The sequence below is a fragment of the Micromonospora violae genome, from assembly GCF_004217135.1.
In the GTDB taxonomy this organism is placed as follows: Bacteria; Actinomycetota; Actinomycetes; order Mycobacteriales; family Micromonosporaceae; genus Micromonospora; species Micromonospora violae.
The window spans coordinates 673,427-695,465 of the sequence record NZ_SHKK01000001.1; the positions used below are offsets into that span (position 1 = coordinate 673,427).

General features: G+C 72.6%; 19 protein-coding genes and 1 riboswitch. Of the genes, 10 read left to right on the top strand and 9 right to left on the bottom strand.

Annotated features, from left to right (window positions below):
• Positions 1-97: 97 nt before the first annotated feature.
• From EV382_RS03005 to EV382_RS03015, 3 genes are all read left to right on the top strand, one after another.
• Entirely contained in the window at positions 98-868 is a 771-nt protein-coding gene (locus EV382_RS03005) for a hypothetical protein (protein WP_130400115.1), read from the top strand.
• 284 nt (positions 869-1,152) lie between these two features.
• Positions 1,153-1,294: riboswitch (cyclic di-AMP (ydaO/yuaA leader) on the top strand.
• 244 nt (positions 1,295-1,538) lie between these two features.
• A complete protein-coding gene (locus EV382_RS03010) occupies positions 1,539-2,372 on the top strand; it encodes a C39 family peptidase (protein WP_130400116.1) in 834 nt (277 codons plus the stop codon).
• Between the two features lie 127 nt (positions 2,373-2,499).
• Entirely contained in the window at positions 2,500-3,246 is a 747-nt protein-coding gene (locus EV382_RS03015) for an alpha/beta fold hydrolase (protein ID WP_130400117.1), read from the top strand.
• Between the two features lie 4 nt (positions 3,247-3,250).
• Here the strand turns inward: EV382_RS03015 and EV382_RS03020 are convergent, their stop codons facing one another.
• From EV382_RS03020 to EV382_RS03035, 4 genes are all read right to left on the bottom strand, one after another.
• Positions 3,251-4,921, bottom strand: coding sequence for a CDP-glycerol glycerophosphotransferase family protein (locus tag EV382_RS03020; RefSeq protein ID WP_130400118.1), 1,671 nt, complete (start codon positions 4,919-4,921; stop codon positions 3,251-3,253).
• A 33-nt stretch (positions 4,922-4,954) separates the two neighbouring features.
• Positions 4,955-6,472: a bifunctional cytidylyltransferase/SDR family oxidoreductase gene (locus tag EV382_RS03025; protein ID WP_130400119.1), complete on the bottom strand. Its 1,518-nt coding sequence runs from the start codon at positions 6,470-6,472 to the stop codon at positions 4,955-4,957.
• 145 nt (positions 6,473-6,617) lie between these two features.
• Positions 6,618-7,394 (bottom strand): ABC transporter ATP-binding protein, encoded by a 777-nt coding sequence (locus EV382_RS03030; RefSeq protein WP_130408379.1) that lies wholly within the window; start codon positions 7,392-7,394, stop codon positions 6,618-6,620.
• A 34-nt stretch (positions 7,395-7,428) separates the two neighbouring features.
• Complete coding sequence (locus tag EV382_RS03035) at positions 7,429-8,322, bottom strand: ABC transporter permease (RefSeq protein ID WP_130400120.1); 894 nt, start codon at positions 8,320-8,322, stop codon at positions 7,429-7,431.
• A 179-nt stretch (positions 8,323-8,501) separates the two neighbouring features.
• Between EV382_RS03035 and EV382_RS03040 the strand changes: the two genes are divergently transcribed.
• From EV382_RS03040 to EV382_RS03050, 3 genes are all read left to right on the top strand, one after another.
• Positions 8,502-9,140, top strand: coding sequence for a TetR/AcrR family transcriptional regulator (locus EV382_RS03040; RefSeq protein WP_130400121.1), 639 nt, complete (start codon positions 8,502-8,504; stop codon positions 9,138-9,140).
• A 125-nt stretch (positions 9,141-9,265) separates the two neighbouring features.
• Positions 9,266-11,410, top strand: coding sequence for a DUF6077 domain-containing protein (locus tag EV382_RS03045; protein ID WP_165435704.1), 2,145 nt, complete (start codon positions 9,266-9,268; stop codon positions 11,408-11,410).
• A gap of 229 nt (positions 11,411-11,639) precedes the next feature.
• A complete protein-coding gene (locus tag EV382_RS03050) occupies positions 11,640-13,397 on the top strand; it encodes a CDP-glycerol glycerophosphotransferase family protein (RefSeq protein WP_208758300.1) in 1,758 nt (585 codons plus the stop codon).
• A gap of 107 nt (positions 13,398-13,504) precedes the next feature.
• Here the strand turns inward: EV382_RS03050 and EV382_RS03055 are convergent, their stop codons facing one another.
• Positions 13,505-13,843: a DUF952 domain-containing protein gene (locus EV382_RS03055; protein WP_130400123.1), complete on the bottom strand. Its 339-nt coding sequence runs from the start codon at positions 13,841-13,843 to the stop codon at positions 13,505-13,507.
• A 114-nt stretch (positions 13,844-13,957) separates the two neighbouring features.
• Here EV382_RS03055 and EV382_RS03060 point away from each other — a divergent pair, with 114 nt between their 5' ends.
• The 3 genes from EV382_RS03060 (at position 13,958) to EV382_RS03070 (ending at position 16,520) form a co-directional block, all read left to right on the top strand.
• Positions 13,958-14,269 (top strand): hypothetical protein, encoded by a 312-nt coding sequence (locus EV382_RS03060; RefSeq protein ID WP_130400124.1) that lies wholly within the window; start codon positions 13,958-13,960, stop codon positions 14,267-14,269.
• Positions 14,270-14,408: 139 nt separating this feature from the next.
• Positions 14,409-15,065 (top strand): response regulator transcription factor, encoded by a 657-nt coding sequence (locus tag EV382_RS03065; RefSeq protein WP_130400125.1) that lies wholly within the window; start codon positions 14,409-14,411, stop codon positions 15,063-15,065.
• Positions 15,066-15,074: 9 nt separating this feature from the next.
• Positions 15,075-16,520 (top strand): sensor histidine kinase, encoded by a 1,446-nt coding sequence (locus EV382_RS03070; protein ID WP_130400126.1) that lies wholly within the window; start codon positions 15,075-15,077, stop codon positions 16,518-16,520.
• Positions 16,521-16,532: 12 nt separating this feature from the next.
• Here EV382_RS03070 and EV382_RS03075 read toward each other — a convergent pair whose 3' ends face one another.
• From EV382_RS03075 to EV382_RS03090, 4 genes are all read right to left on the bottom strand, one after another.
• Positions 16,533-17,489: a TAXI family TRAP transporter solute-binding subunit gene (locus EV382_RS03075; protein ID WP_425271858.1), complete on the bottom strand. Its 957-nt coding sequence runs from the start codon at positions 17,487-17,489 to the stop codon at positions 16,533-16,535.
• A gap of 58 nt (positions 17,490-17,547) precedes the next feature.
• A complete protein-coding gene (locus EV382_RS03080; RefSeq protein ID WP_130408384.1) occupies positions 17,548-18,168 on the bottom strand; it encodes a hypothetical protein in 621 nt (206 codons plus the stop codon).
• Between the two features lie 163 nt (positions 18,169-18,331).
• On the bottom strand, positions 18,332-19,132 hold the full coding sequence (yaaA, locus tag EV382_RS03085) for a peroxide stress protein YaaA (protein WP_130400128.1): 801 nt from the start codon (positions 19,130-19,132) through the stop codon (positions 18,332-18,334).
• A gap of 66 nt (positions 19,133-19,198) precedes the next feature.
• Entirely contained in the window at positions 19,199-20,818 is a 1,620-nt protein-coding gene (locus EV382_RS03090) for an ArnT family glycosyltransferase (protein WP_130400129.1), read from the bottom strand.
• Between the two features lie 178 nt (positions 20,819-20,996).
• On the opposite strand from EV382_RS03090, the gene EV382_RS03095 reads away from it, so the two are divergent.
• Complete coding sequence (locus tag EV382_RS03095; protein WP_130400130.1) at positions 20,997-22,037, top strand: App1 family protein; 1,041 nt, start codon at positions 20,997-20,999, stop codon at positions 22,035-22,037.
• Positions 22,038-22,039: the final 2 nt, after the last annotated feature.

The window sequence follows — 22,039 nt, forward strand, 5'->3', positions numbered from 1 at the left end:
CGACCCACCCGCTCCCTGACCCGCTGACCGTGGCCCACCAAAGCCCCGCCGGTCGGCGCGGCTTTCATCGCACTGCTCTCTCCCCGAGGTGCCGACCATGGAGACCGTCGTCTTCTACCAGTTCGTGACCGAGGTGCCGCAGGCCGCCGCCATCTGGTCCACCCTGATCCTGTTGACCCTGGGCCTGCTCACCGTGCTGGCCGCCCGCCCCGAACGGGACCAGCCCACGGACGACCCGCTCCCGGCCGAGCCCACCGCTCGGGAGGTGGCCGCCGCCGAGGCCGTCGACAGGCGCCGCTACGCCGAGGAGGTGGCCGTCGCCGCGTCCGGCGCGGCCACCACCGCCCGGCGGCGACGCGCCGCCTGGCTGACCGCTCAGGAGCAGCTGGAGCGGGCCTGGAGCAGGTACGACGAGGCGGACGCCGCCGCGCGTCGCTTCGCCGGCGGCCGGGCGTTCCCCACCCCGCAGACCCCGCACACCCCCGCCGAGTACGCCGCCCGGGAACGCTATCTGCACCGGGCGGCGATGGCGGCGTACTGGCGGGGTGACCTGACGATCGCGCAGCTCGGTGACGTGTTCGGGCACCGGCACGGCTGGGATCCCCGACGACACCCGGTCGAGCAGGAGGCGCTGATCAGCCGGGTGATCCGCGATGCGCGGCTGGCCGACTACCAGGTGGCCGCCGGCCGTGAGCGGGCCGCGTGGCGCGACGCGGAGTTGGCCGCCGAGTCGGCGCGCACCCTCGCCGAGGAGGCGTACGCGGCGGCTGCCCGGCTGCGCCCGACCCCGGCACCCGCTCGCCGGACGGTGGCCGGGGCGTTGCGTCCGGCTGTCGTGGCCCGGTGGCGCCCGGCCCGCGTGGGTTGAGCCCGATCCGTTATGTGAGCCCGGTCACGCGCCGGTGAAATCGGACGCCCGACGCGATCAGCGTCATTGTTCGCGCGATTGTGGTCGCGTTCTTTGCGGCCCGTCCGGTTGTCGCCCGCAGGCGTCTCCGTAACCGGATGTCCCATCGAGTCACATCATCGGCAATACGCGCAGAAATTGGCGTGCCAATTGAGGTTTACGCAGGTGAACCTGGCTTGGCAGGGCGCGAAGCGGCCAGTAGTGTCGTGCCGTCCGATGCGGTAACCGATCGCAAGAGGCGACGCCGCGTCGACCCGCTTAATCGTGATCAACGAACCGGGGACCCATCAGCAAGTCCGGGGTGAATCCGCGCGGCACGGCCCGCGGTAGGGCGATCTTCCCGCCCGAATCCGTCAGCTAACCCGGTAGGCGGTGTCGGAAGGAGTCTCATCCTCGTGCAGCACCTTTCCACCCCTCGGTTGTTCCCTCGCCTCCACGGCGCGGCGGTGCGCCCGCTCATTCGTCTCGTGACGGTGAGCTGACCCCCCGGGTCATCGCCTTTCCCGCCCGGCCGCGCCGGGCGTTCCCCTGAGCGGTTCACCATCCGCGGACCACGGTCCGCGCGCTGGCGCCTGCCCGGATACCGGTCCGGCCCCGGTGTGCCGCTCTCCCCCCGATCCGTGGAGGACCCGTGAAGCACACCCTGCAGCGTCAGCTCCGCCGCCTCGCCACCGAGCGCCCGTACCAGATCGTCGCCGCCTCCGCCGCGGCCCTCGTGATCGCCACCACCACCGGAGCCCTGCTCACCACGGCCGACGACGCCCCGGCCGGCCAGCGCACCGCGACCACCGTCGCCGAGCTGCGCAGCGACGTCGCCGCCTCCCGCGGCGACGCCCGGGACGCGTCCCCCTCGGCCAGCGCCGCGCCGACCACGGGTGCCCCGGCCAGCAGCGCCGCGTCCCCCGCCGCCAAGGCCGCGAGCAACCCGGACCTGACCCGCAAGCCGAAGCCGAAGCCGCCCGCGACCAAGGTGCTCGACTACGACTACGAGGCGCAGAACACCTACTACAACTGCGGCCCGGCGGCCACCCGCAACGCGCTCAGCGCCGCCGGCATCGACCGCACCCAGGACGAGCTCGCCGCCGAGCTGGGCACCACCGAGATGGGCACCAACTCGGCCGAGGACACCACCCGGGTGCTCAACGCCGAGGTGAAGGGCTCCCCGTACCGGACCCGGATGTTCCCCACCGCGCCCAGCCCGGCGCAGATGGACCGCCTCCAGGCCGACGTCATGAAGGCCATCACCGACGGCCGGGGCGTGGTCGCCAACGTCGTCGGGGACGCCACCGACACCGACGGCGGCTGGCACTCCTACGGCGGCGGGCACTACATCGCCGTCGTCGGCTACAAGGACAACGGTCGCACCGTGCGGATCGCCGACTCGGCGAACCCGGCCGACCCGTCGTACTGGATCACCACCATCGACCTGGCCAACTGGATCACCAGCCGGGGCTACTCCGCCTGACCCAGGCACGCTGAACCGTCACGGGCGTCGTCCCCCACAAGGGGCCGGCGCCCGTGGCATCTCCGCATGTCGCGGCCGGGCGTCGACGACTCTCGTACCGGGCCGTGAACCGTGGCAGACTGCGGCCGTGGTGGATGAATCGGGTGGTCCCGCCGGTCGTGGGCGTGTCCTGCTGCTCCTGCACGGAATGGGCACGACCGGGGACGTCTGGTTGCCGTGGGCGCCGCTGCTGGAGCAGCGCTGGGCGGGGCGGTGGCTGGCACCGGACCTCGCCGGCCACGGCTGGGCGGAGCCGCTGCCGTCGTACACCTTCGCGGGGTTCGCCGACCGGATAGCGCGCGGCCTGGCACCCGGCGACCGGCTGGTCGTGCTCGGGCACTCGCTGGGCGGGGTGGTCGGCCTCGCGCTGGCCGCCCGCGCCGCCGGGACGCCCGTGGACGCCGTGGTCGGGCTGGGCATCAAGGCCGTCTGGTCACCCGACGAGCTGACCCGCGCCGCCGACCTCGCCGCCCGCCCGGTCAGCTGGTTCGCCACCCGCGCCGAGGCCGCGCGCCGCTACCTTCGGGTGTCCGGCCTGGCCGGCCTGGTCCCGCCGGACCACCCGGTGGTGGACGCCGGGCTGCGCCAGGTCGACGGCCGGTGGCGCCTCGCCATGGACCCGACCGCCTTCGCCGTCGGCGAACCCGACCTGGCCGGGCTGCTGGCGGCGACCGACGTGCCGGTGGTGCTGGCGCGCGGCGAGAACGACCCGATGGTCACCGACGAACAGCTCAAGGAGTACGGCGTACCGGTCGCCACGCTGCCCGGTCTCGGCCACAACGCGCACGTGGAGGACCCGGCGGCGGTGCTGGCCCTGCTGGATCCGTACCGCTGAGCGGCTACGCCGGCGTGGTCGCGGCCAGTGTCGCGGCCGGGGTCAGCTCGCGGCGGGCGGCGCTCAGGAAGGCTTCGGCGTACGACTCGGCGGGGAAGTCGCCCAGGTAGCGGCGGCGGGTCGCCCAGCGGGCCTCGGCCAGCGGGTCGGTGTCCAGCAGGTCGGTCAGCACATCGTCCACGTTGGACATGTCCCGGCGCAGCACGTAACCCGACCCGGCCAGCGGGAACCGTTCCACGAACCGGTCGCCCTCGCCACCCATGTCGGTCACCGCGTACGGCTTGCCGGAGTAGAGGAAGTCCGAGATCACCCCGGAGACGTCGGAGACCAGCGCGTCGGCGGCGTTGACACACTCGGTCAGGCTCAGCTCCCGAGCCGCCGATCCGAACACGTGCTGCCGGCCGGTGCGGGCCCGATCGGCCGTCAGCAGCTCGTGCAGCCGGCCCAACTGGCGTGCCGACGCCGGGTTCTGCGTCGTGTACGGGTGGGCCCGCAGGATCATTGTCGCGCCGCGCTCCAGCAGCCGACGCAGCAGCTGCTCGGCCACCGGCAGCGAGCAGTAGTCGGCGTCGGCGTGGTGCCCGGTCCAGGTGGGGGTGTAGAGCACCGTGGGGGCCGCCAACCCGCGCGCGGGCTCCGGGCGTACCTGGATCGACTCGACCTGTGGGCGACCCACCACCACGAACTTCTCCGCCGGGATCCGCACCCCGGCGCGGGCGTACCTGTCGATCGCCGCCTGACCGGCCACGAAGATCCGGTCGAAGATCCCGGACACCGGGTTGGCGCTCGGTGCCTTGTCGCTGTCGCCGTGGTGCAACTGCACGTGGGTGAGCTGGGTGAAGCGGATGCAGTGGCTGTTCTTCGCCCCGTGGTTGACGTAGAACGCCGCCCGCAGGCTCGGCACCAGCGCCTCGTCCATGGCCCGCAGGGTCGGGCAGTAGACCACCGGAGCGTCGGTGGCCGCCGCGATCGGAGCCAGGAACTCCGGCTCCCGCAGCACGACCAGGAACGGCCGGCCGATCCGTTGCAGGTACGGCAGCCACATGGTGACCTGGTACTCCGAACCGGGCGGCGCGGAGAAGTAGAGCAGGAACTCCGGCTGGTGCCGGCGCAGCGCAGCGGCCACCGAACCGCCGCCGGCCCTCGGCCGGAACCGCCGCCGGGCCAGGTCCAGCGCGACCGCACCGGCGCCCGCGCCGACCAGCAGGCTGACGGCCAGCGCCACACCGGCCGGCAGGGTGAGCGCGGCGGCGAGCGCCAGGGCGGCGAGCAGCCCCAACAGGGCCGTGTTGAGCCGGTCGGCGATCAACGGGGTCCACGCGCGTACCGGAAGGTTGGCGGCCCGGATCTCCAGACCGCCGGCGGTACGCAGCGGCCCCACCAGCAGCACCAGCCCCAGCAGGACCAGCCCGGTGGCGACCAGCGCGAGGTCGAGCCCGTCGTCGAGCCGGCGGGAGTAACCGACCAGGATCGCCGCGGCGATCAACGTGGTCTCCGCCACCAGGTCGGCGCTGGGCCGGATGCGCTGCTCGACGGCCGAGGCGGCCAGCGCGGCGACGGCCAGCGCCAGCCCCCAGCCGGTGGCGCCGGTGAGCGCCAGCACGACGAAGGCCAGCACGGCCAACCCGGTGGTCAGGCACCGGGCGGCCAGCTTTCGAACCAGGTCGCCGCGCATGTCGCTCCGTTCGTGGTTCCGCAGCCGTCGGCGTCAGTTCGTGGACGTCGCGCCGGCCGGTGCGTCGACCTGGCCCGCCCCGGACTGGGCCGGCACGGTCGGCGTGGGCCCGTCGCCGGGTGCCCGGCGTACGTCGATCACCTGACCGGTCAGGTCGGAGATCAGCACGTCCAGCGACGACTGGGCGACGGCCTCCGCGGCGAGCAGGGTGTTCTCCGGCTCCTCGCCGAAGGCCCGGGTGCGCATCGGGGTGGCGGTGCGCTCCGGGTTGATGCAGTTGACCCGGACGCCGACGTCGGCCCACTCGTCGGCCAGCGCCTGGGTGAGGTTGACCAGGGCGGCCTTGGTGGACGAGTAGAGCGCGTAGCGGGCCCGACCCCGGGTGTACGAGCTGGAGGTGTAGAGCAGCAACTGACCCTTGGTCTGTTGCAGGTACGGCAGGGACTGGCGGGCGATGGTCACCGGGCCGACGAAGTTGACCTGCAACACCCGGTCCATCGTCTCCTCGTCCATCTCGGCGAGGGCGCCCCGCTCCAGGATGCCGGCGGTGACCACCACGTGGTCGATCCGGCCGGTGGCCTCGAAGGCGGTCGTCAGCGCGGCCTCGACGTCCTCGGCCCGCTCGACGTGGGTGCCGGTGCTGGAACGGCTGAACGGGAAGACCTGCGCGCCGTAGCGCCGGGCCAGCTCGGTCAGCTCGTGACCGATGCCGTAGCTGCCGCCGAACACCACGATGGTGCGGCCGGTCAGCTCCTCGGTGTAGCTGCGGTGGTCGGTCAGTCGGGGTGCCTGCGCCGCGGCGAGCTGGAAGAGCTTGTCCGCCAGGTGCACGTCGACCGGGTGGGTGACCTTGATGTTCTCGTCCGAACCGTCGATCACCTTGATCGGGGTGCCGGGAAGGTAGCGCAGCACCACGCCGCAGTCGTCGGTGGCGGCGAAGTCCGGGTCGTCCTCGGCGATCCGGTACGCCTCCCGGATCGTGGGGGAGCGGAACGCCTGCGGGGTCTGGCCCCGGCGCAGCCGGGAGCGCACCGGGATGTCGGTGATGCAGTCGTTGTCGTCGACCTGGATGATCGTGTCCGCGGAGGGGATGGCCACGTCCACGGCGTCGTAGCTCCACAGCGCGTTGACGCACTCGCGCACGATCCGGCCGCTGAGCAGCGGGCGCACCGCGTCGTGGAAGAGGATGTTGCAGTCTTGCGGGCCGACCGCGTCCAGCGCGATGCGGGTGGTGGCGTTGCGGGTGTCACCGCCCTCGATCACCTTGGTGACCTTGCGCAGACCGGCCTTCTCGACGATCTGCCGGGCGTCCTCGACGTGGCCGGTGGCCATCAGCACGATGATCTCGTCGATCTCCGGTGCCGCCTCGAAGACCGCCAGGGTGTGCTCGATGATCGGCTTACCGGCGATCTTCAGCAGCTGCTTCGGGATGCCCAGGCCCAGCCGGGTCCCGGTGCCTCCGGCCAGAACCACCGCCACTGTCCGTGTGGGCCGCCACGGGGTCGGGGTCTCCGCTTCGGCGTCCGGGCCAGTGGTCTGGTCCTGCGTCATTGCCGGATCCTCACTCTCAGGGATGCGTTAACGGAAGGTTCCGCCCGAGCGGCGACGGATTGAACCTTAACGCGCGGACCGCGTCGCCCCAACGCGGGCGACGCGGTCCTCGGGCGTCGTGTCGATGCCGGCCGGTCGCGGAACTCTACTTGCTGTTCGCGTACGTCTCGTACGCCCGAATGACCTCGTCGGTCGGACCATCCATCCGGATGACGCCCGATTCCAGCCAGATCGTCCGTTCGCAGGTGTCGCGTACGGAGGAGAGCTGGTGGCTGACCAGGAACACCGTCCCCGCGCCCTCCCGCAACTCCCGCACCCGCTGCTCGCTGCGCTTGCGGAAGCCCTTGTCGCCGGTGGCGAGCGCCTCGTCGATGAGCAGCACGTCGTGCTTCTTTGCGGCGGCGATGGAGAACCGCAGCCGGGCCGCCATGCCGGACGAGTACGTGCGCATCGGCAGGCTGGCGAAGTCACCCCGCTCGTTGATCCCGGAGAACTCGATGATCCCGGCGGCCTGCTTGGCCACGTCGTCGGGGTGCATGCCCATGGCCAGGCACCCGAGGGCGACGTTGCGTTCCCCGGAGAGGTCGTTGAGCAGGGCGGCGTTGACGCCCAGCAGCGACGGCTGCCCCTGGGTGTGGATGGCGCCCCGGTTGACCGGCAGCAGGCCGGCGATGGCCCGCAGGATGGTGGACTTGCCGGAGCCGTTGCTGCCGATCAGCCCGATCGCCTCGCCCCGGTACGCGGTGAAGGAGACGCCCTTGACCGCGTGCACCTCCCGGATGTTCGGCGCGTGGGTGCGCTTGACCAGCCGCCGCAGCGCGGCCACCGGCGTGGTGCCACCGGCGGCGCCCTGGTGCACCCGGTAGATGATGTGCGCGTCGTCCACGACCACGGTCGGGATGCGCTCCTGCGTCTGGGTCATCGTCGCGCTCGCCTCGGGGCGGGCGTCGAAGTGCTCAACCACGGCCGTACTCCTGTTCGCCGCGCCAGAAGTAGATGAAACCGCCGATTCCGGCCACCAGCGTCCAACCCGCCGCGACCAGCCAGAGCTGGGTCAGCGACTCGTTGAGCAGCGGCGCCTCCTCGAGCAGCGAGTACCGGGCCAGCTCGATGTAGACCAGCAGCGGGTTGTACTGCACCAGCGTCGTCGCCCAGCCGGGCAGCCGCTCGAAGAGGCTGACGCTGTAGAGGACGCCGGAGCCGTACATCCAGGTGCGCATGATGAACGGCATGACCTGCTTCAGGTCGCTGGACTTGGAGCCCAGCCGGGCGACCAGCAGCACCACGCCGGCGTTGAACCCCGCCTGGAGCAGCAGTGCCGGCACCAGCAGCAACCACTGCCAGGTGAGCGGCTCACCGGTGACCAGCACGATGCCGATCAGCACCACCATCGAGGCCAGCAACTGCTGGAACTGGGTCACCGTGGTGGACAGCGGCAGGCTGGCCCGGGGGAAGTGCAGCGCCCGGATCAGCCCCAGGTTGCTGCTGATCGACTGGGTGCCGGCCAGGACCGCGCTCTGGGTGAAGTTGAAGATGAACAACCCGGTGGTCAGGTAGGCGATGAAGTTCGGGATGCTCTTCTGATCGAGCACCACCCCGAAGATCAGGTAGTAGACCGCCGCGTTGGTCAGCGGGGTGAGCACCTGCCAGAGCTGCCCCAGCTTGGCGTTGCTGTACGAGGCGACAAGCTTGGCGTTGGCGTACGCGGCGATGAAGTGCCGGTAGGCCCATAGTCGGCGGCTGTACTCGACGAGGCTGGGGCGCTCACCGGCGACCCGTAGCCCGTGCCGAGCGGCCAGCTGCGCCTGGGTCAGGCCCGTGGCGGGGTCGACCAGCGCGGTGGTGGCCATGGAAATGGCGCTCCGATCTTTGTGCAGACGGGGGTTGCTCGCGACGATCGAATCCTAGTGGGACAGGTGCGCGGGACGCCGCCTCGTCGCTGCGAGGACAGTAGTCCGAAACACGTCGGGACGCAACCGTACCGTCGTTGCGCTACGCTGTCCGGCGTGACCTGCGATAAGAGCCCTCGATGACGACCGAGAAGAGGCGGGCGCCAGCCGGCGCGGCGGTGCTCCGCGGCGAGATCACCACGGCGATCCGGCGCGCGCTGATGCAGGAGCTCGCCGCGGTCGGCTACGGCCGGCTCTCCATCGAGGCGGTGGCCCGGCGAGCCGGCGTCAGTAAGACGGCGGTCTACCGTCGGTGGAGCTCGAAGCTCGACCTGGTGCTGGACGTCGTCGCCGCCGCGGCACACGGCAAGCTCCCCGCACTGGACACCGGCACGCTGCGCGGTGATCTCGCGCTGCTGTTCCAGGCGGTGGCGCACGCGCTCCGGCACCCGGTGGCCTCGCAGATCATCCCGGACCTGCTGGCCGAGGCCGCCCGCAACCCCAGCATCGACGCGACCCTGCGTCAGGTGCTGCACGCCCGTCAGCAGGAGATCGGCGGTCGCCTGGTCCGCCGTGCCGTCGAGCGTGGCGAACTGCCCGCCGACACCGAGCCGGACGCCGCGATCGACCTCATCGTGGGCCCGCTCTACTGGCGGCTCGCCATCGCCCGGCTCCCGCTCACCGACCGTTATCTCGACAATCTGGTCGAGTCCGTGGCGGCCGGGCTCGGCGCCGAGAGTGTTCTGCCCCGTCCCCGGACGGCCCCGATGTCGGGTTGACCAGCACTCCGACACTCGGCCGTCGCTAGCGGTGGCCCCCCTGCCCAATTCCGCTACGCTGCCCCCTTGACACCCGGCCGTCATCGTGCCGATGCCCCTGATTCGCCCGACGAGTAAGGACGCCCGTGGCCAACGTCGACAGCATCGCCGTAGCGCCCGCCGAACCGGATCCGACGCCGCGCAGCGGGCAGGTAGCCCGGCCCGCCAACGATCGCGCGGGCTGGTCCCGGGTACGCGCGCTGGTGGCCGCCGCCCCGGCGATGCTCACTGATGGCGCGGTGATCGCGTTCGCGCTCTTCACCGTGCTCTACCACCTCGCCTTCCTGGGGGACCTGCGCCCGTCGGTGACCTTCCGGATCTGGCTGGTGGCCTGTGTGGTGCTCGCGGTCGTGGCCGTGCTGCGCGCCCGCCGCCGCGTCGGCGCCGCAACCGACAGCGCCGCAACCGACAGCGCCGCAACCGACAGCACCCCGGCCGACAGCACCCCGGCGGCTCAGGAGGAGCCGGGCAGCGCACCGCCCACCGACCGCCGCCTGCTGATCGGGGTCCTGGTCGCCGCCGCCGTGGCCGCCGTCTCCGCCGGTCTGGCCGGCACCAGCGTCAGCGTCTCCTGGTGGATCCCGGGCGTGGCCGGTCTGCTCGCCGCCGTCGGTGGGCTCCTGCTGGTGCGCCAGGCCTGGCTGAGCGGCCCGGTGCCCACCCCGGCCGCCCCGGCCGTCACCGCGACCCAGTCGGCGTACGCGCTGGTCGTCTCGGTGCTGGTCGGCATCTCCTCGTTCTTCCTGGCCCGCAACACCCCGGACGACGTCTACTACGTCGGCAAGTCGGTGTGGATCGCCGAACGGGACCTGATCCCGCTCAACGACTTCCTGTTCTCCGAGAACGTGCTGCCGCCCATGGGCTCGCAGCCGCCCGTCCCGTCGATCGAGGTCTTCGACGGCGCGTTCGCCAACGTCGTCGGTATCCACGCCAGTTCGGCCCTCTGGTACGTGCTGCTGCCGATCATGGCGGTGTTCGCGGTGCTGGCGCTGTGGCGGTTGACGCACCGGTGGGCCCCGCGTCGTCCGATGCTCGCCTTCACCGTGGCGATCGCGTACCTCTACCTCGTCGCGGGCGGGGACGCCGCACTGGGCACGTTCCACCTTCCGCGGCTGCACGAGGGCAAGGGCATCTTCGTCTCGGCGGTCATCCCGCTGATGTGGCTCTACCTGACCGAGTGGTTCGACAACCGGTCGCGGCGCAGCCTGCTGCTCATCGTGGCGCTGTCGATCACCGCGATCGGGCTCACCAACACCGCGGCGATCATCCTGCCGATGCTGGTCGGCGCGGCCGGCTTCGCCATGCTGCTGGTCGGCCGGTGGAAGGCGGCCGTCGTCGCGGCGGTCGCCGCCCTCGCGTACCCGATCGGGTCGTTGGTCGTCTCCCGCCTGGCGCTCGGCGGGATGAGCGCGACCGGTGCGGACGATGTCTTCTTCGACGCGGCGTCCACCTACCGGCGGACCCTGCTCTTCGGCGTGGTCGGGGTGATCAGTGGTCTCGCGCTGTGGTGCGGCGCGTTGCTCGCCCGCCGGCGTACGCCCGCGCTGCTCGCCGCCGGCGCCACCCTGGCGATGAGCGTGCTGTTCGTGCCCGGCGTGCTGCAGTTGCTGAGCGCGTTGAGCGGCATCTCGGTGGTGCTCTGGCGGGTGCCGTGGCTGCTCGCCCTGCCGACGCTGATCGGTCTGCTCTGCACGGTGCGCGTGCCGGCGCCGACCCGGGCGCTGCGTCGGGCGGCGTCCGGGGGGATCGCGGTGCTGCTGGTCGCCTCGTTCGCGCTGTTCGCCACCCCGATGTGGTCGCCGAAGAGCTGGGTCGAGGTGCACGAGCGCCCCACCTGGAAGCTTCCGCAGCAGCGTCAGTCGATCGCCTTCTGGATCAAGGACCTGGACCGACCGCAGGGCCTCCTGCTCGCCCCGAAGACGATCATGCGCACCACGCCGATCGTCACCAGCCAGGTCCGGGTTGTCCTACCTCGCGACTTCTATCTCGTCGAGTACGACCTCACCTCCCAGTTCGCCAAGGACCGACTGTTGCTCGCCGAATTCGCGGACGGCACCGCCAGCCCGACGCCGGCCGAGCTGGCCCCGGCACTGGACCGCCTGGACGTGGGCACCATCTGCGTCTACAACGGCAACCAGTACGCCCGCGACACCGCCCCGCAACTGGGCTATCAGGAGTTCGCCAAGCGCCCGAAGCCGGGCGCGATGACCTGCTTCCGGCGGGCCGACTGAGCGCTCTCCCCGCACCGGCCGCCCGACCCCGTGGTGGGGTCGGGCGCGCCACGGCGCGGAACTTTGCCCGAAATGATGCCGGATACCCGAGCGACACCGAGCTGTCCGCTCGCGTTAAGGTCGCAGTCACCCGGAGCCGGACGCGAATGTCCCGCTGCGGCGACGGGGGAGTCACGTCGGCCCATCACGGGCACCGCCCGCAACGAAATCTTGTAGGGAGCGAACTCGTTTGTTCGGCACGTTGACAGGACGCCTCGGAGTGGCCGCCCAGAGTGCGCTGCTGGTACTGGCCTACCTGGTCATGCTCGTCGGTGGCGTATTCGGATGGGTCGGCCTGTTCGCCGTCGCCGGGCTGGCCGCCATCATCGGCGAGTTCGCCGTCGCCCGCTGGTCACCGCCGTCGCTGCTGCTGTTGGAGAAGGTGGGGCTGCACTTCTCGTACCGACAGCTGACCCGCGACCTCGCCGCCGTGTTGCTGGTCGCCGCCGAGGTGCGGCTCAGCGACGGCGAGCTGACCCTGCTGCTGGTGCTGCCGGCCGCGGTGTGGGTCGTGTCGGTCTTCGCCGGTGCGTTCTCCACCATGATCGAGCGGCGTAACCCGCTCTCCGCCATGGTGCGCAACATCGAGCTGGGTCCACTGTCGAGTGCCCCGCAGCCGCCCGCCTGGGCGGCGGCGGTCGCCGGCGACCGGATGCCCCTGCTGAACCTGCTGCTGGTGCCGGCGGGCGTGGCCGCCGCGGTGCAGCACGATCCGACGCCGTTCTTCGTGGCCGGCGCGGTGGCGGTCGTGGCCACCGGCCTGGTGGGCGCGATCATCGCGCTGACCTGGCTCCGTGGGCGGGGCGCGGGGCAGGGCCCGCTGCTGCCGGCGGTCCAGCGGTGGTTGGACACCTACCGGCCGGAGGTGGCGCTCTACTTCGCCGGTCCGGCCAAGGACGTCTACCAGGCGAACATGTGGCTGGCCCCGACCGAGGCGCTCCAGCAGCGCGCGGTGGTGCTGATGCGCAGCCGGGAGGCTTTCCTGGAGCTGGCCGACACCCGGCTGCCGGTGATCTGCGTACCGGCCGGGGTTGACTTCATGAACCTCGACCTGGGCGGGATCCGCGCGGCGCTCTACTCCGCCAACGTCGGCGCGAACATCCACATGCTCCGCGAGCCGGGTACGAAGCATGTCTTCGTCGGTCACGGTGACAGCGACAAGCAGGCCAGCGTCAACCCCTACAGCAAGGTGTACGACGAGGTCTGGGTCGCCGGCCTGGCCGGCCGGGAGCGCTACGCGCGCGCCGGCGTGGGGGTGCTCGACTCGGACATCGTCGAGATCGGCCGGCCGCAGCTCGCCGGGGTGCACACCTTCGGCGCCGAGTCGGTGGACCGGCCGTTCACCGTGCTCTACGCGCCCACCTGGGAGGGGTGGCTCGACGACGACCCGTACCACACCTCGCTGGTGCTGATGGGTGAGCGGATCGTCAAGGGGCTGCTCGCCGCGAATCCCCGGGTTCGCCTGATCTACAAGCCGCACCCGCTCACCGGGTCGCGGTCCCGGGCGGCGAAGTCCGTGCACGAGCGGGTCGTCGCGGCGATCCGCGCCGCCGGCGGCAACCCGGACGCGTCCTCGTTGGACGGCACCGCGCACCTGGTGGTCACCGGCCGCACGCCGGCGCTGTTCGACTGCTTCAACCAGACCGACCTGCTGATCAGCGACGTGTCCAGTGTGGTGTCCGACTTCGTGCAGAGTCAGCGGCCGTACGTGGTGGCCAACCCGGCCGGTCTGTCGGAGGACGACTTCCGCCGCGAGTACCCGACGGCGCGGGCCGCGTACCTGCTCTCCAAGGACTGCGGCGAGTTGGAGAAGATCGTGACGGTCACGCGGGCCGGTGACGACCCGATGACCGAGGCCCGCCGGGAGCTGAAGACCTACCTGCTCGGCCCCGCCGAGGCGAACCCGATGGACCGGTTCCAGCAGGAGATCGACCGGCTCTGCCGCTGAGCCTGCGAACGGCATCGACCGGCTCTGCCGCTGAGCCCCGCGAACGGCAGCTTGCGCCCGGCCCGACACTGTCGGGTCGGGCGCGGTCGTGTCAGCCCACGATCGGCTCAGCTCAGCAGGGCGGCCACCGCGTCGGCGGCCGGAAGGTCCGCCGGCAGCGCCCGGGCCGCGACCACCGCGTCGACCGGCAGCGGACCGTACACGTGTGGGAAGAGGTGCCCGCCGCGTGACGGCTCCCACCGCAGCGCGTCACCCAGTCGCTCCTCCTCGACGCTGAGCAGGGTCAGCCCGGTCACCCCGCTGAAGTGCCGCCGCGCCGTTTCCACCACCTGGTCGCCGCCGGAGAGGTGGATGAAACCGTCCTGCCGGTCCACGGCGGAGCCGGCGAAGGCACCGGCGGCGAGGGCGTCGTCCCACTCGGCGCTCGACAGCAGTTTGTAGATCACCAGAGCAGCGTACGGGGTCGCCGTCGGCGCGCTCGCCCGGTTTTCGCCGGTACCGCCGCGCCCGTCGCCTCCCGCCGGGCATGCTCAGGGTCAAGGGCCGCGGAGGGATGGGCGATGCAGAGCTACGACGATGACTGGACCGACAGCCAGCGGGCGCTGTACGACGAGTGCTACCGGGCCGGCGGCGAGTGGGCCGAGGACCCGGACACGCCGTCCGACGACGTCCAGCACGTGATCAACCTGGCCGAGGCGGACGACGACGCCTTCGACGATGCCGAGATCGACTTTCCGCCGCTGGTCGACGCGGTCACCCAGGCCAGCGGAGTCACCGTCACCAGCGTGCCGGCCAGCCACGAGGACCCGGGCTTTCGTGGGTTCACCGACGGCGTTCGGGACGCCACCGCCGACGACGTTTTCGGCCTGTAGCGGCCGGTAGCCCGTCCCAGGCGGGCGGGCTACCGGCCGCCTGGGACGGGCTACCGGCCCAGGCGGGCGGGCGGCCTCCCGGTCGGCGCGCGCTTCTGCCACCATTCGCAGAACGGCGCTGCGACGGACGGGGGTATGGGTGCGGATCCTGCTGGTGGAGGACGACCGCCGGGTGGCTGCTGCGCTGTCCTCCGCACTCAGCCGTCGGGGGTACGAGGTCGAGCACGCGGCCACGGTCGCCGCGGCGCTCTCCGCCGCCCCGTGTGACCTGGTGCTGCTCGACCTGACCCTGCCCGACGGGGACGGCACCGACCTGTGTCGGGAGTTGCGTCGGCGCAGCAGCCAGCTCGGCATCATCGCGGTGACCGCCCGGGGTGAGGAACGTGACCGGGTGTTGGGCCTGCGCCTCGGCGCGGACGACTACGTGGTCAAGCCGTTCTCGATGGTGGAGTTGCAGGCCCGGATCGAGGCGGTGCTGCGTCGCGCGGCGAACGCCGCGCCCGAGCGGCACCTCATCGAGGCCGGGTCGGTCCGCATCGACGTGGCCGCCCGGACGGTGACCGTCGACGGCCGTGCTGTCACGTTGACCCGCAAGGAGTTCGACGTGCTCCTCTCCCTGGCCCGCCAGCCCGGGGTGGCGGTGCCCCGGGACCGGATCCTGCTGGACGCCTGGGGCACCACCTGGGCCGACCGGCACACCGTCGAGGTGCACGTCGGGTCGCTGCGCGGGAAGCTCGGTGACGCCCGACTGGTGGAGACCGTACGCGGCATCGGCTACCGGCTGCGCGACGCGTGAGGAGCTGACGTGCGCCGCCGCCTGGTGATCAGCTACCTGTTGCTGATGGTCCTCGTTCTCATCGCGTTGGAGACCCCGCTGGCCGCCACCATGGCCGGCCGTGAGACCGAACGGGTCCGTGCCGACCGACTCGCCGACGCCACCCGGTTCGCCTCGCTGGCCGGGCCGGCGTTGCGCGACGGGGGGCCCGGCCCGATCGAGGCGGAGCTGAGCAGCTACGACGACCTGTACGAGATCGGTGCCGCGATCGTCGACCGGGATCGGAACATCCCGGTCTCGTCGCCGAGGTGGCGGCCCAGCCCGGGGACCACGACGGTGCTCGACGTCGCGCTGTCCGGCCAGCAGAGCAGCGCCCCCGAGTCGGTCTGGCCCTGGACGACCGACCCGGTGGTGGTGGCGGTGCCGATCAACGACGGAGGTGAGGTCCTCGGCGCGGTGGTGATCGTGACCCCGGCCGGCGCGATCCGCCGAGCTGTCGTCTCGTGGTGGCTGCTCCTCGCCCTGGCCGGTCTGCTCGCCGTGCTGGCCTGCGTGCTGACCGCGTTCGGGCTGGCCGGGTGGGTGCTGCGTCCGGTCACCGAACTGGACGCGGTCACCCACGAGATCGCCGAGGGCGACCGGAGCGCCCGGGTGCAGCATCGGCTGGGTCCGCCGGAGCTGCGCCGTCTGGCGGCCAGCTTCAACCACATGGCCGACGTGGTCTCCGACGTGATGGACCGGCAGCGCGCCTTCGTCGCGCACGCCAGTCATCAACTGCGCAATCCGCTCACCGCGCTGCGGCTGCGGGTGGAGGAGTTGGGGCCCAGCCTCACCGACCCGGACGGTCGCTCGGAGCACCAGTTGGCGTTGGAGGAGACCGACCGGCTCGCGCTGGTGCTCGACGCGCTGCTCACGCTGGCCCGGGCCGAACGGGAGGAGAACGAGCGCGTCACCGTGGACGCCGCCGCGGTGGCCGCCTCCCGGGTGGCCGCGTGGGCCCCGTTGGCCCGGCACCGGTCGGTCGCGTTGCGGCTGGCCACGACCGACGCCCCGGCGTACGCCCAGACCGTGCCGACCGCCGTCGACCAGGCGTTGGACGCGCTCATTGACAACGCGGTGAAGTTCAGCGGGGCGGGCGGGGCGGTGACGGTGACGGTGGCCCGCCGCGACGGCGGGGTGGTGCTGGAGGTACGCGACTCCGGCCCCGGAATGACCGAGAGTCAGCTCGGCCAGGCGACCGAGCGGTTCTGGCGGGCCCCGGACGCGCAGAACGTGGACGGCGCCGGGCTCGGCCTGACCATCGCCGCCGTGCTGGTGGACGCGTCAGACGGGCGGCTCACCATGCGGCCGGGGGAGTCGCGAGGGCTGGTCGCCGCCCTGTGGTTCCCCGCGCCAGCCCTCTCGGTGGAGCCGGTGGGGGAGGAGCCGGTGGACGAGGAGCCGGTCGCCGACCTACGGCCGTCTCCGGCGCGCTGAGGGGCCCCGCCGTCACGGTTTGGTGTCGCGGTACCAGCCGGCGGCGCCCGGGTGCAGCGCCAGTGGCGCGGTGACGATCGCCGAGCGGGGGCTCATCCGTCCCGCCGCCGGATGGGCGGCGGCCAGTTCGGCGCGGCGGTCCATCAGCAGTCGGGTCACCTGCCGGACCAACCGGTCCGGCAGGTTGGAGCGGACGATCAGGTAGTTCGGGTCGGCCACCGTGGTCACCGCGTCCACCCCGTACACCGTGCGGGGGATGTCCCGGGAGACGTAGACCTGGCCGTAGCGCGAGCGCAGCGGCTCGGTCCACTCGCTGAGGTCGACGATCCGGATGGCGCTGGCCCTGGACAACTGCTCGATGCCCCGCACCGGCAGCCCGCCGGAGAAGAAGAACGCGTCGATCCGACCGGAGCGCAACGCGGCCACCGAGTCGTCCAGACCGAGCCGTTCCCGGCGCACCTCTTCCCCACCGAGGCGGGCCACCTCCAGCAGCCGCATCGCGGTGATCTCGGTGCCCGAGCCGGGCGCGCCGACGGAGACCCGCCGGCCGCGCAGGTCGGCGACCGTGCGGACCGGACCGCCGCTGGTGGTGATCAGGTGCAGCTGGTCGTCGTACACCCGGGCGATGGCGTCGACCGTCGGGTTTCCCGCCGGCGTGGTGGGCAGCACGTCCGCCTGGGTGAAGCCCAGCTCGGCCCCGCCGGAGCCGACGAGCTTGACGTTCTCCGCCGAAGCGGCGGTGACCACCACGCTCGCCCGTACGCCGGGGAGTTCCCGGTTGAGGATGGCCGCCAGGGACTGCCCGAACGCGTAGTAGACAGCGGTGGGGCTGCCGGTGGCGATCCGGATGGACATCGGTTCGGTCGGCGTGTCCCGGCAGCTCGCGATGGCCAGGTTCGCGATCAGCAGCACCGTCGACAGGGCTGCCAGTCGGGCGTGGGTGGACGAGGTACGACTCACGCGGTGCACTGTGCGCCGCCGGGCCGGCCTGCGCAAGCCCGAGCCGTTGCGCACGACCGGATCCCGCTCAGCAGGCCGGGCGATCTGCCGGGCGCGCCTGCTCCAACGCCGCGCTGTGCAGGATCCGCTCCCGGTCCGGCCCGGCGGCCACGCTGACCAGGAAGCAGCCGGTGCCGGGGCGGAGCCGGGCCGGCACGTCGAGCACGGCCGCGCTCCGGATCAGCACCGCGGCGAGTTCCCGGTCGGTGAGCCGGACACCGAGGATGTGCCGGCGGACGTGCCGCCCGGCGGCCAGCAACGCCGAGCGCCAGGCCGCCTCCGCCAGCCGGGTCACCAGCCGCCGGCGGGCCGGTGAGGCGCCGGGCAGCGGCCCGCCGAGCAGTTCGCGCCGCCCCTGCCACCAGCCGGCGTCCAACATCCGGGTGTACGTGCCCCGGTGCTCCCGGGGAACCCAGAGCCGGTGCAGTTCGTAGCGGCGGCGCAGGCCGCCGACGGCCACCTCGTGGGTGACCGGGATGTCCAGCCGGCCGAGCAGTTGCCGCATCCGCTGGGCGGGGTCCTCGCGGTTGAACTCCACGGCGGGGGTGTGCTCGGCACGTACCGCGCTGCGCCGGGTGGCGGTCGGTGGTGGTGTGCAGCGCAGCAGGCAGGCAGCCTCGAACGCGTCGCCCAGTGTCAACCAGCCCATCGGAGTTGGGGGCGTCGGGGAGTGGGGCCGGTCGAGCAGTGCGGGTTCGCGGGTCAACGAAGGCTCCCTTGTCGGAGTCTGGGTTGCCCTACCGTGGCCCCTGGCGCGCCGTTACGGAACTGGTCCGGCCCAGCCTTGAGCAAATCTTGCGGCTACCGCGCCGCTACAGATCGGTAACCACCAGGTCCACCTGCCGAACCCGGCCCGCCGTGCCGCCCTGCTCCACCACTGTGTACTTCAACTCCCGCAGGGTGCCCACCAACTCCGCGGCGGTGCGCGGCCGGGCGCCGGCGATGAGCAGGTCACGGACCAGCCGGCCCTTGGTCGCCTTGTTGAAGTGGCTGACCACCGAGCGGACCGGCACGCCGTCGACCTCCCGCTCGTGCAGGACCCGCACGGTGACCGTCCGCTCAGCCAGCTCCCCGCGCGGCGTCCAGGTGGCCGCGTACGCGCCGGAGCGCAGGTCCAGCACCGGGCGGCCCCGCCCGGCGGCCCCGTCCACCGCCGGGGTCAACTCCCTGCGCCAGTACGTGGACAGCGCCCCGACGTCGGGCAGGCGCGCGCCGATCGGGCAGCGGTACGGCGGAATCCGGTCGGCCAGCCGGACCGCTCCCCAGAGCCCGGAGCTGATCAGGATCGACCGGCGGGCCGCCCGTTGCGCCGTGGCCGGCAACGAGGCCAGGTCCAGCGCCTCGTAGAGCACCCCGGTGTAGAGCCGCTCGGCCGGCGCGGTGGCCGCCTCCCGCAGTCGGGCGTTGCGCCGCAGCTCGCCCCGCTGGCCCTCGCTGAGTCCGAGCGCCGCCCGCGCGGCCTCCTCGTCCGGCCCGGCGCTCAGCGCCACCAGGGCGTCCAGCACCCGTTCGCGGGCCGGGTTCAGCTCCGGCAGCGAAAGTCGGTCCGGGGCCCAGCGCCGTCCGGTGCCGGCGTCGGCCTTCCCTTCCGAGGGCGGCAGCAGGATGAGCATGGGTCTCCTCGACGGGCGAAAACGGCGGCGCCCCACGCGCCGGCCCGGCCAGCGTACGACCAGGCCCTACCGCCAGGGCCGCACCGGGGTGTCGGGGTGGTACACGCGATAGCCGCCGACCTCCCGCACCGGCCCGGCGTCGGCCCGGTCGGCGAGCAGCGCGCGCAACCGCCGGTCCATCGGCGAGTCGATCTCCGTCACGTAGCCCGGCCGCGCTGCCCGACCCACCTGCCGCCAGTACGGCCGGTAGCGGTTCTGCCCCGGGGACAGGTCGGCGTCGAGCACCCCGCAGATCACCGACTCATCCGTGTTGAAGATCAACCTGTTGCAGGTCCAGTAGTCCCCGTACACCTCGTGGGGTCCGTCGGCGCGCAGCGCGGCGGCCAACTCCCGGGCCTGGCGCTCCTCGGTCCGCGACGCCGCGGTCCCGGTGGCCGCGAAGAGCACGGTGATCACCAGCATGGCCACGGTCAGCGCGGCCAGCACGGCGACCGACAGCGCGCCGGCGAGCCGCCCGAGCACGCTGCAGGTGCCCCGCCAGGCCGTCAACGCCGCCACCCAGAGCGGCCACAGCACCGCCGGCAGCGACAGTTGCAGCACCGACAGGTAGCGGGCGTTGTCCAGCGGGCTGGTCGCGGCGAGCGGGCTGCGCACGTACGACAGCAGGGTCAACACCGCGCCGGCGACCAGCGTGAGTTGCACGACCGGCCCGACCCGCTCCCCGCGCGGCCCTCGGCCGGCGCGACGGTACGCGAGCACCGCGAGGGCCGCGCCGGCCACCAGCAGCACCGGGTACAGCACGCCGAACCACTGTTGCCAGCGCCCGCAGCCGTCCACCGGGCAGAGCCCGTGCGCCAGCGGCACCCCCTCCAGCAGGCCGCCCCGGATCCGGTCGGACCAGGGCGGCAGCGGGCCGGTCTTGGTGCTGACCTCCCGGAACACCGAGAGCGAGTCGTCACCGGGCCCGGCCCGCAGGTTGTCGACGATCATCGGGGCCACGCCGACGACGGTCCCCGCCACCAGCAGCAGACCGGACCAGCCGAGCAGGTCGCGTCGTACCGCCCAGACCAGGGCCAGCCCGGCCACCGCGAGGTACGGCAGGATCAGCCAGTCCGACCAGACGGCCAGCCCGACGAGCAGCCCGAACAGGCCGATGGCGAGCCGTCGGCGGTGCACCGTGCCGGCGGCCAACCCCACGGTGATCAGCAGCATCAGCAGCACCGCCGGCTTCACCTCCGGCCGCCCACCGACGACGGTGAGCTGGTCGCGCACCACCCGTTCCGGCCCGAGCGCGAGCAGACCCACCACGAAGGTGGCGAACCACGGGGTGCAGAGCCGGCGGGTCAACCGGTGGATCAGGTAGAGGAAGACCGCGTACAGCGCGAGCATCGGCAGCCGCAGCACCGGCCAGCTCGGGCCGAACAGCGCCACCAGGGGAGCCGCCAGGTACGACTCCACCATCCCCATGTAGTGCTGCCCGTAGAGGAAGACCGGATGTTCCCGGCCCTGCCCGATGTGCAGCGCGGCCAGACCGAAGGTCGCCTCGTCGCTGTTCGACACCGGCACCGTGAACAACGTCAGAACCAGCCGGTAGACGACACCGGCGAGCCCGAACAGCAGCGCGACGAGCGCCGGCCGGTCGAGTCGCGGACGCCATCGCCCGCGGTGCTGCTCTGGATGCGACACGACCAACGCCCCCGTCGTCGTCCCGACCGGAGTGTTTCACGTCCGGCCGGGCCGGCGAGGCGGATCGGCGCAGCCGGGGTGGGCCGGAGCCGCTCGACGGGGGCCGGGCCGGGCCGGGTCGGCGCGGCCCGGGTTGGCTCCCGTGGCCGTAGGTGTCGACGTGTGGCAGGGTTGGCGCGTGCCACCCACTCCCGCCGGCCAGCTGGCCGTTCCGAACCTGCACCGGGCAGCGCGGATCGAGGACGCCGTGCACCAGCTCGTCGAGCGCCGGCTGCGGCGCACCGGCTGGCGGATCAACATCGTCGCGTACACCGGCTACGGCGCGCCGGGTTGGGTGCGGGTGATGTGTCGGGTGCTGCTGGGGCGTCCGGACACCCGCCAGCGGGGTCGGCTGGACAAGGTCCGTGGCTGGCGCAGCTTCGCCACCCTGCCCGCCAAGCACGTCACCGTGATCATCGAGGCCGGCGGGGTGTGCCACGAGGCGCAGGCCGACCGCAGCGGCTTCGTCGACACCCTGGTCGAGGCCGACCTGCCACCCGGTTGGGGTACGGTCCGGCTCAGCGTCCCGGACGCCGAGCCGGTCGACGCGCCCGTGCGCATCCTCGCCCCGGACGTCAGGTTCGGCATCCTCTCCGACATCGACGACACGGTGATGGTGACCGCGCTTCCCCGACCGCTGCTCGCCGCGTGGAACACGTTCGTGCTCGACGAGCACGCCCGCGCGGCCGTGCCCGGCATGGCGGTGCTCTACGAGCGGCTGGTCACCGCGCACCCCGGCGCGCCGGTCTTCTACCTCTCCACCGGCGCGTGGAACGTGGCGCCCACGTTGACCCGCTTCCTGTCCCGGCACCTCTACCCGGCCGGGCCGCTGCTGCTCACCGACTGGGGCCCGACCGCCGACCGCTGGTTCCGCAGCGGCATGGAACACAAGCGCTCCACCCTGGCCCGGCTGGCCAAGGAGTTCCCCGACGTGCGCTGGCTGCTGGTCGGCGACGACGGCCAGCACGACCAGGAGATCTACCGGGAGTTCGCCGCCGCCCACCCGGAGAACGTGGCCGGGGTGGCGATCCGCCGCCTCTCCCCGACCCAGTCGGTGCTGGCCGGCACCCTGCCCGCTCCGGCCGGCCGGACGGCGTCGGGGCCGGTGGGGCAGAAGTGGCTCTCCGCCCCGGACGGCGCCGGCCTCTGGCAGCTGCTGCGCGACGCCGGCCTGGTCTGACC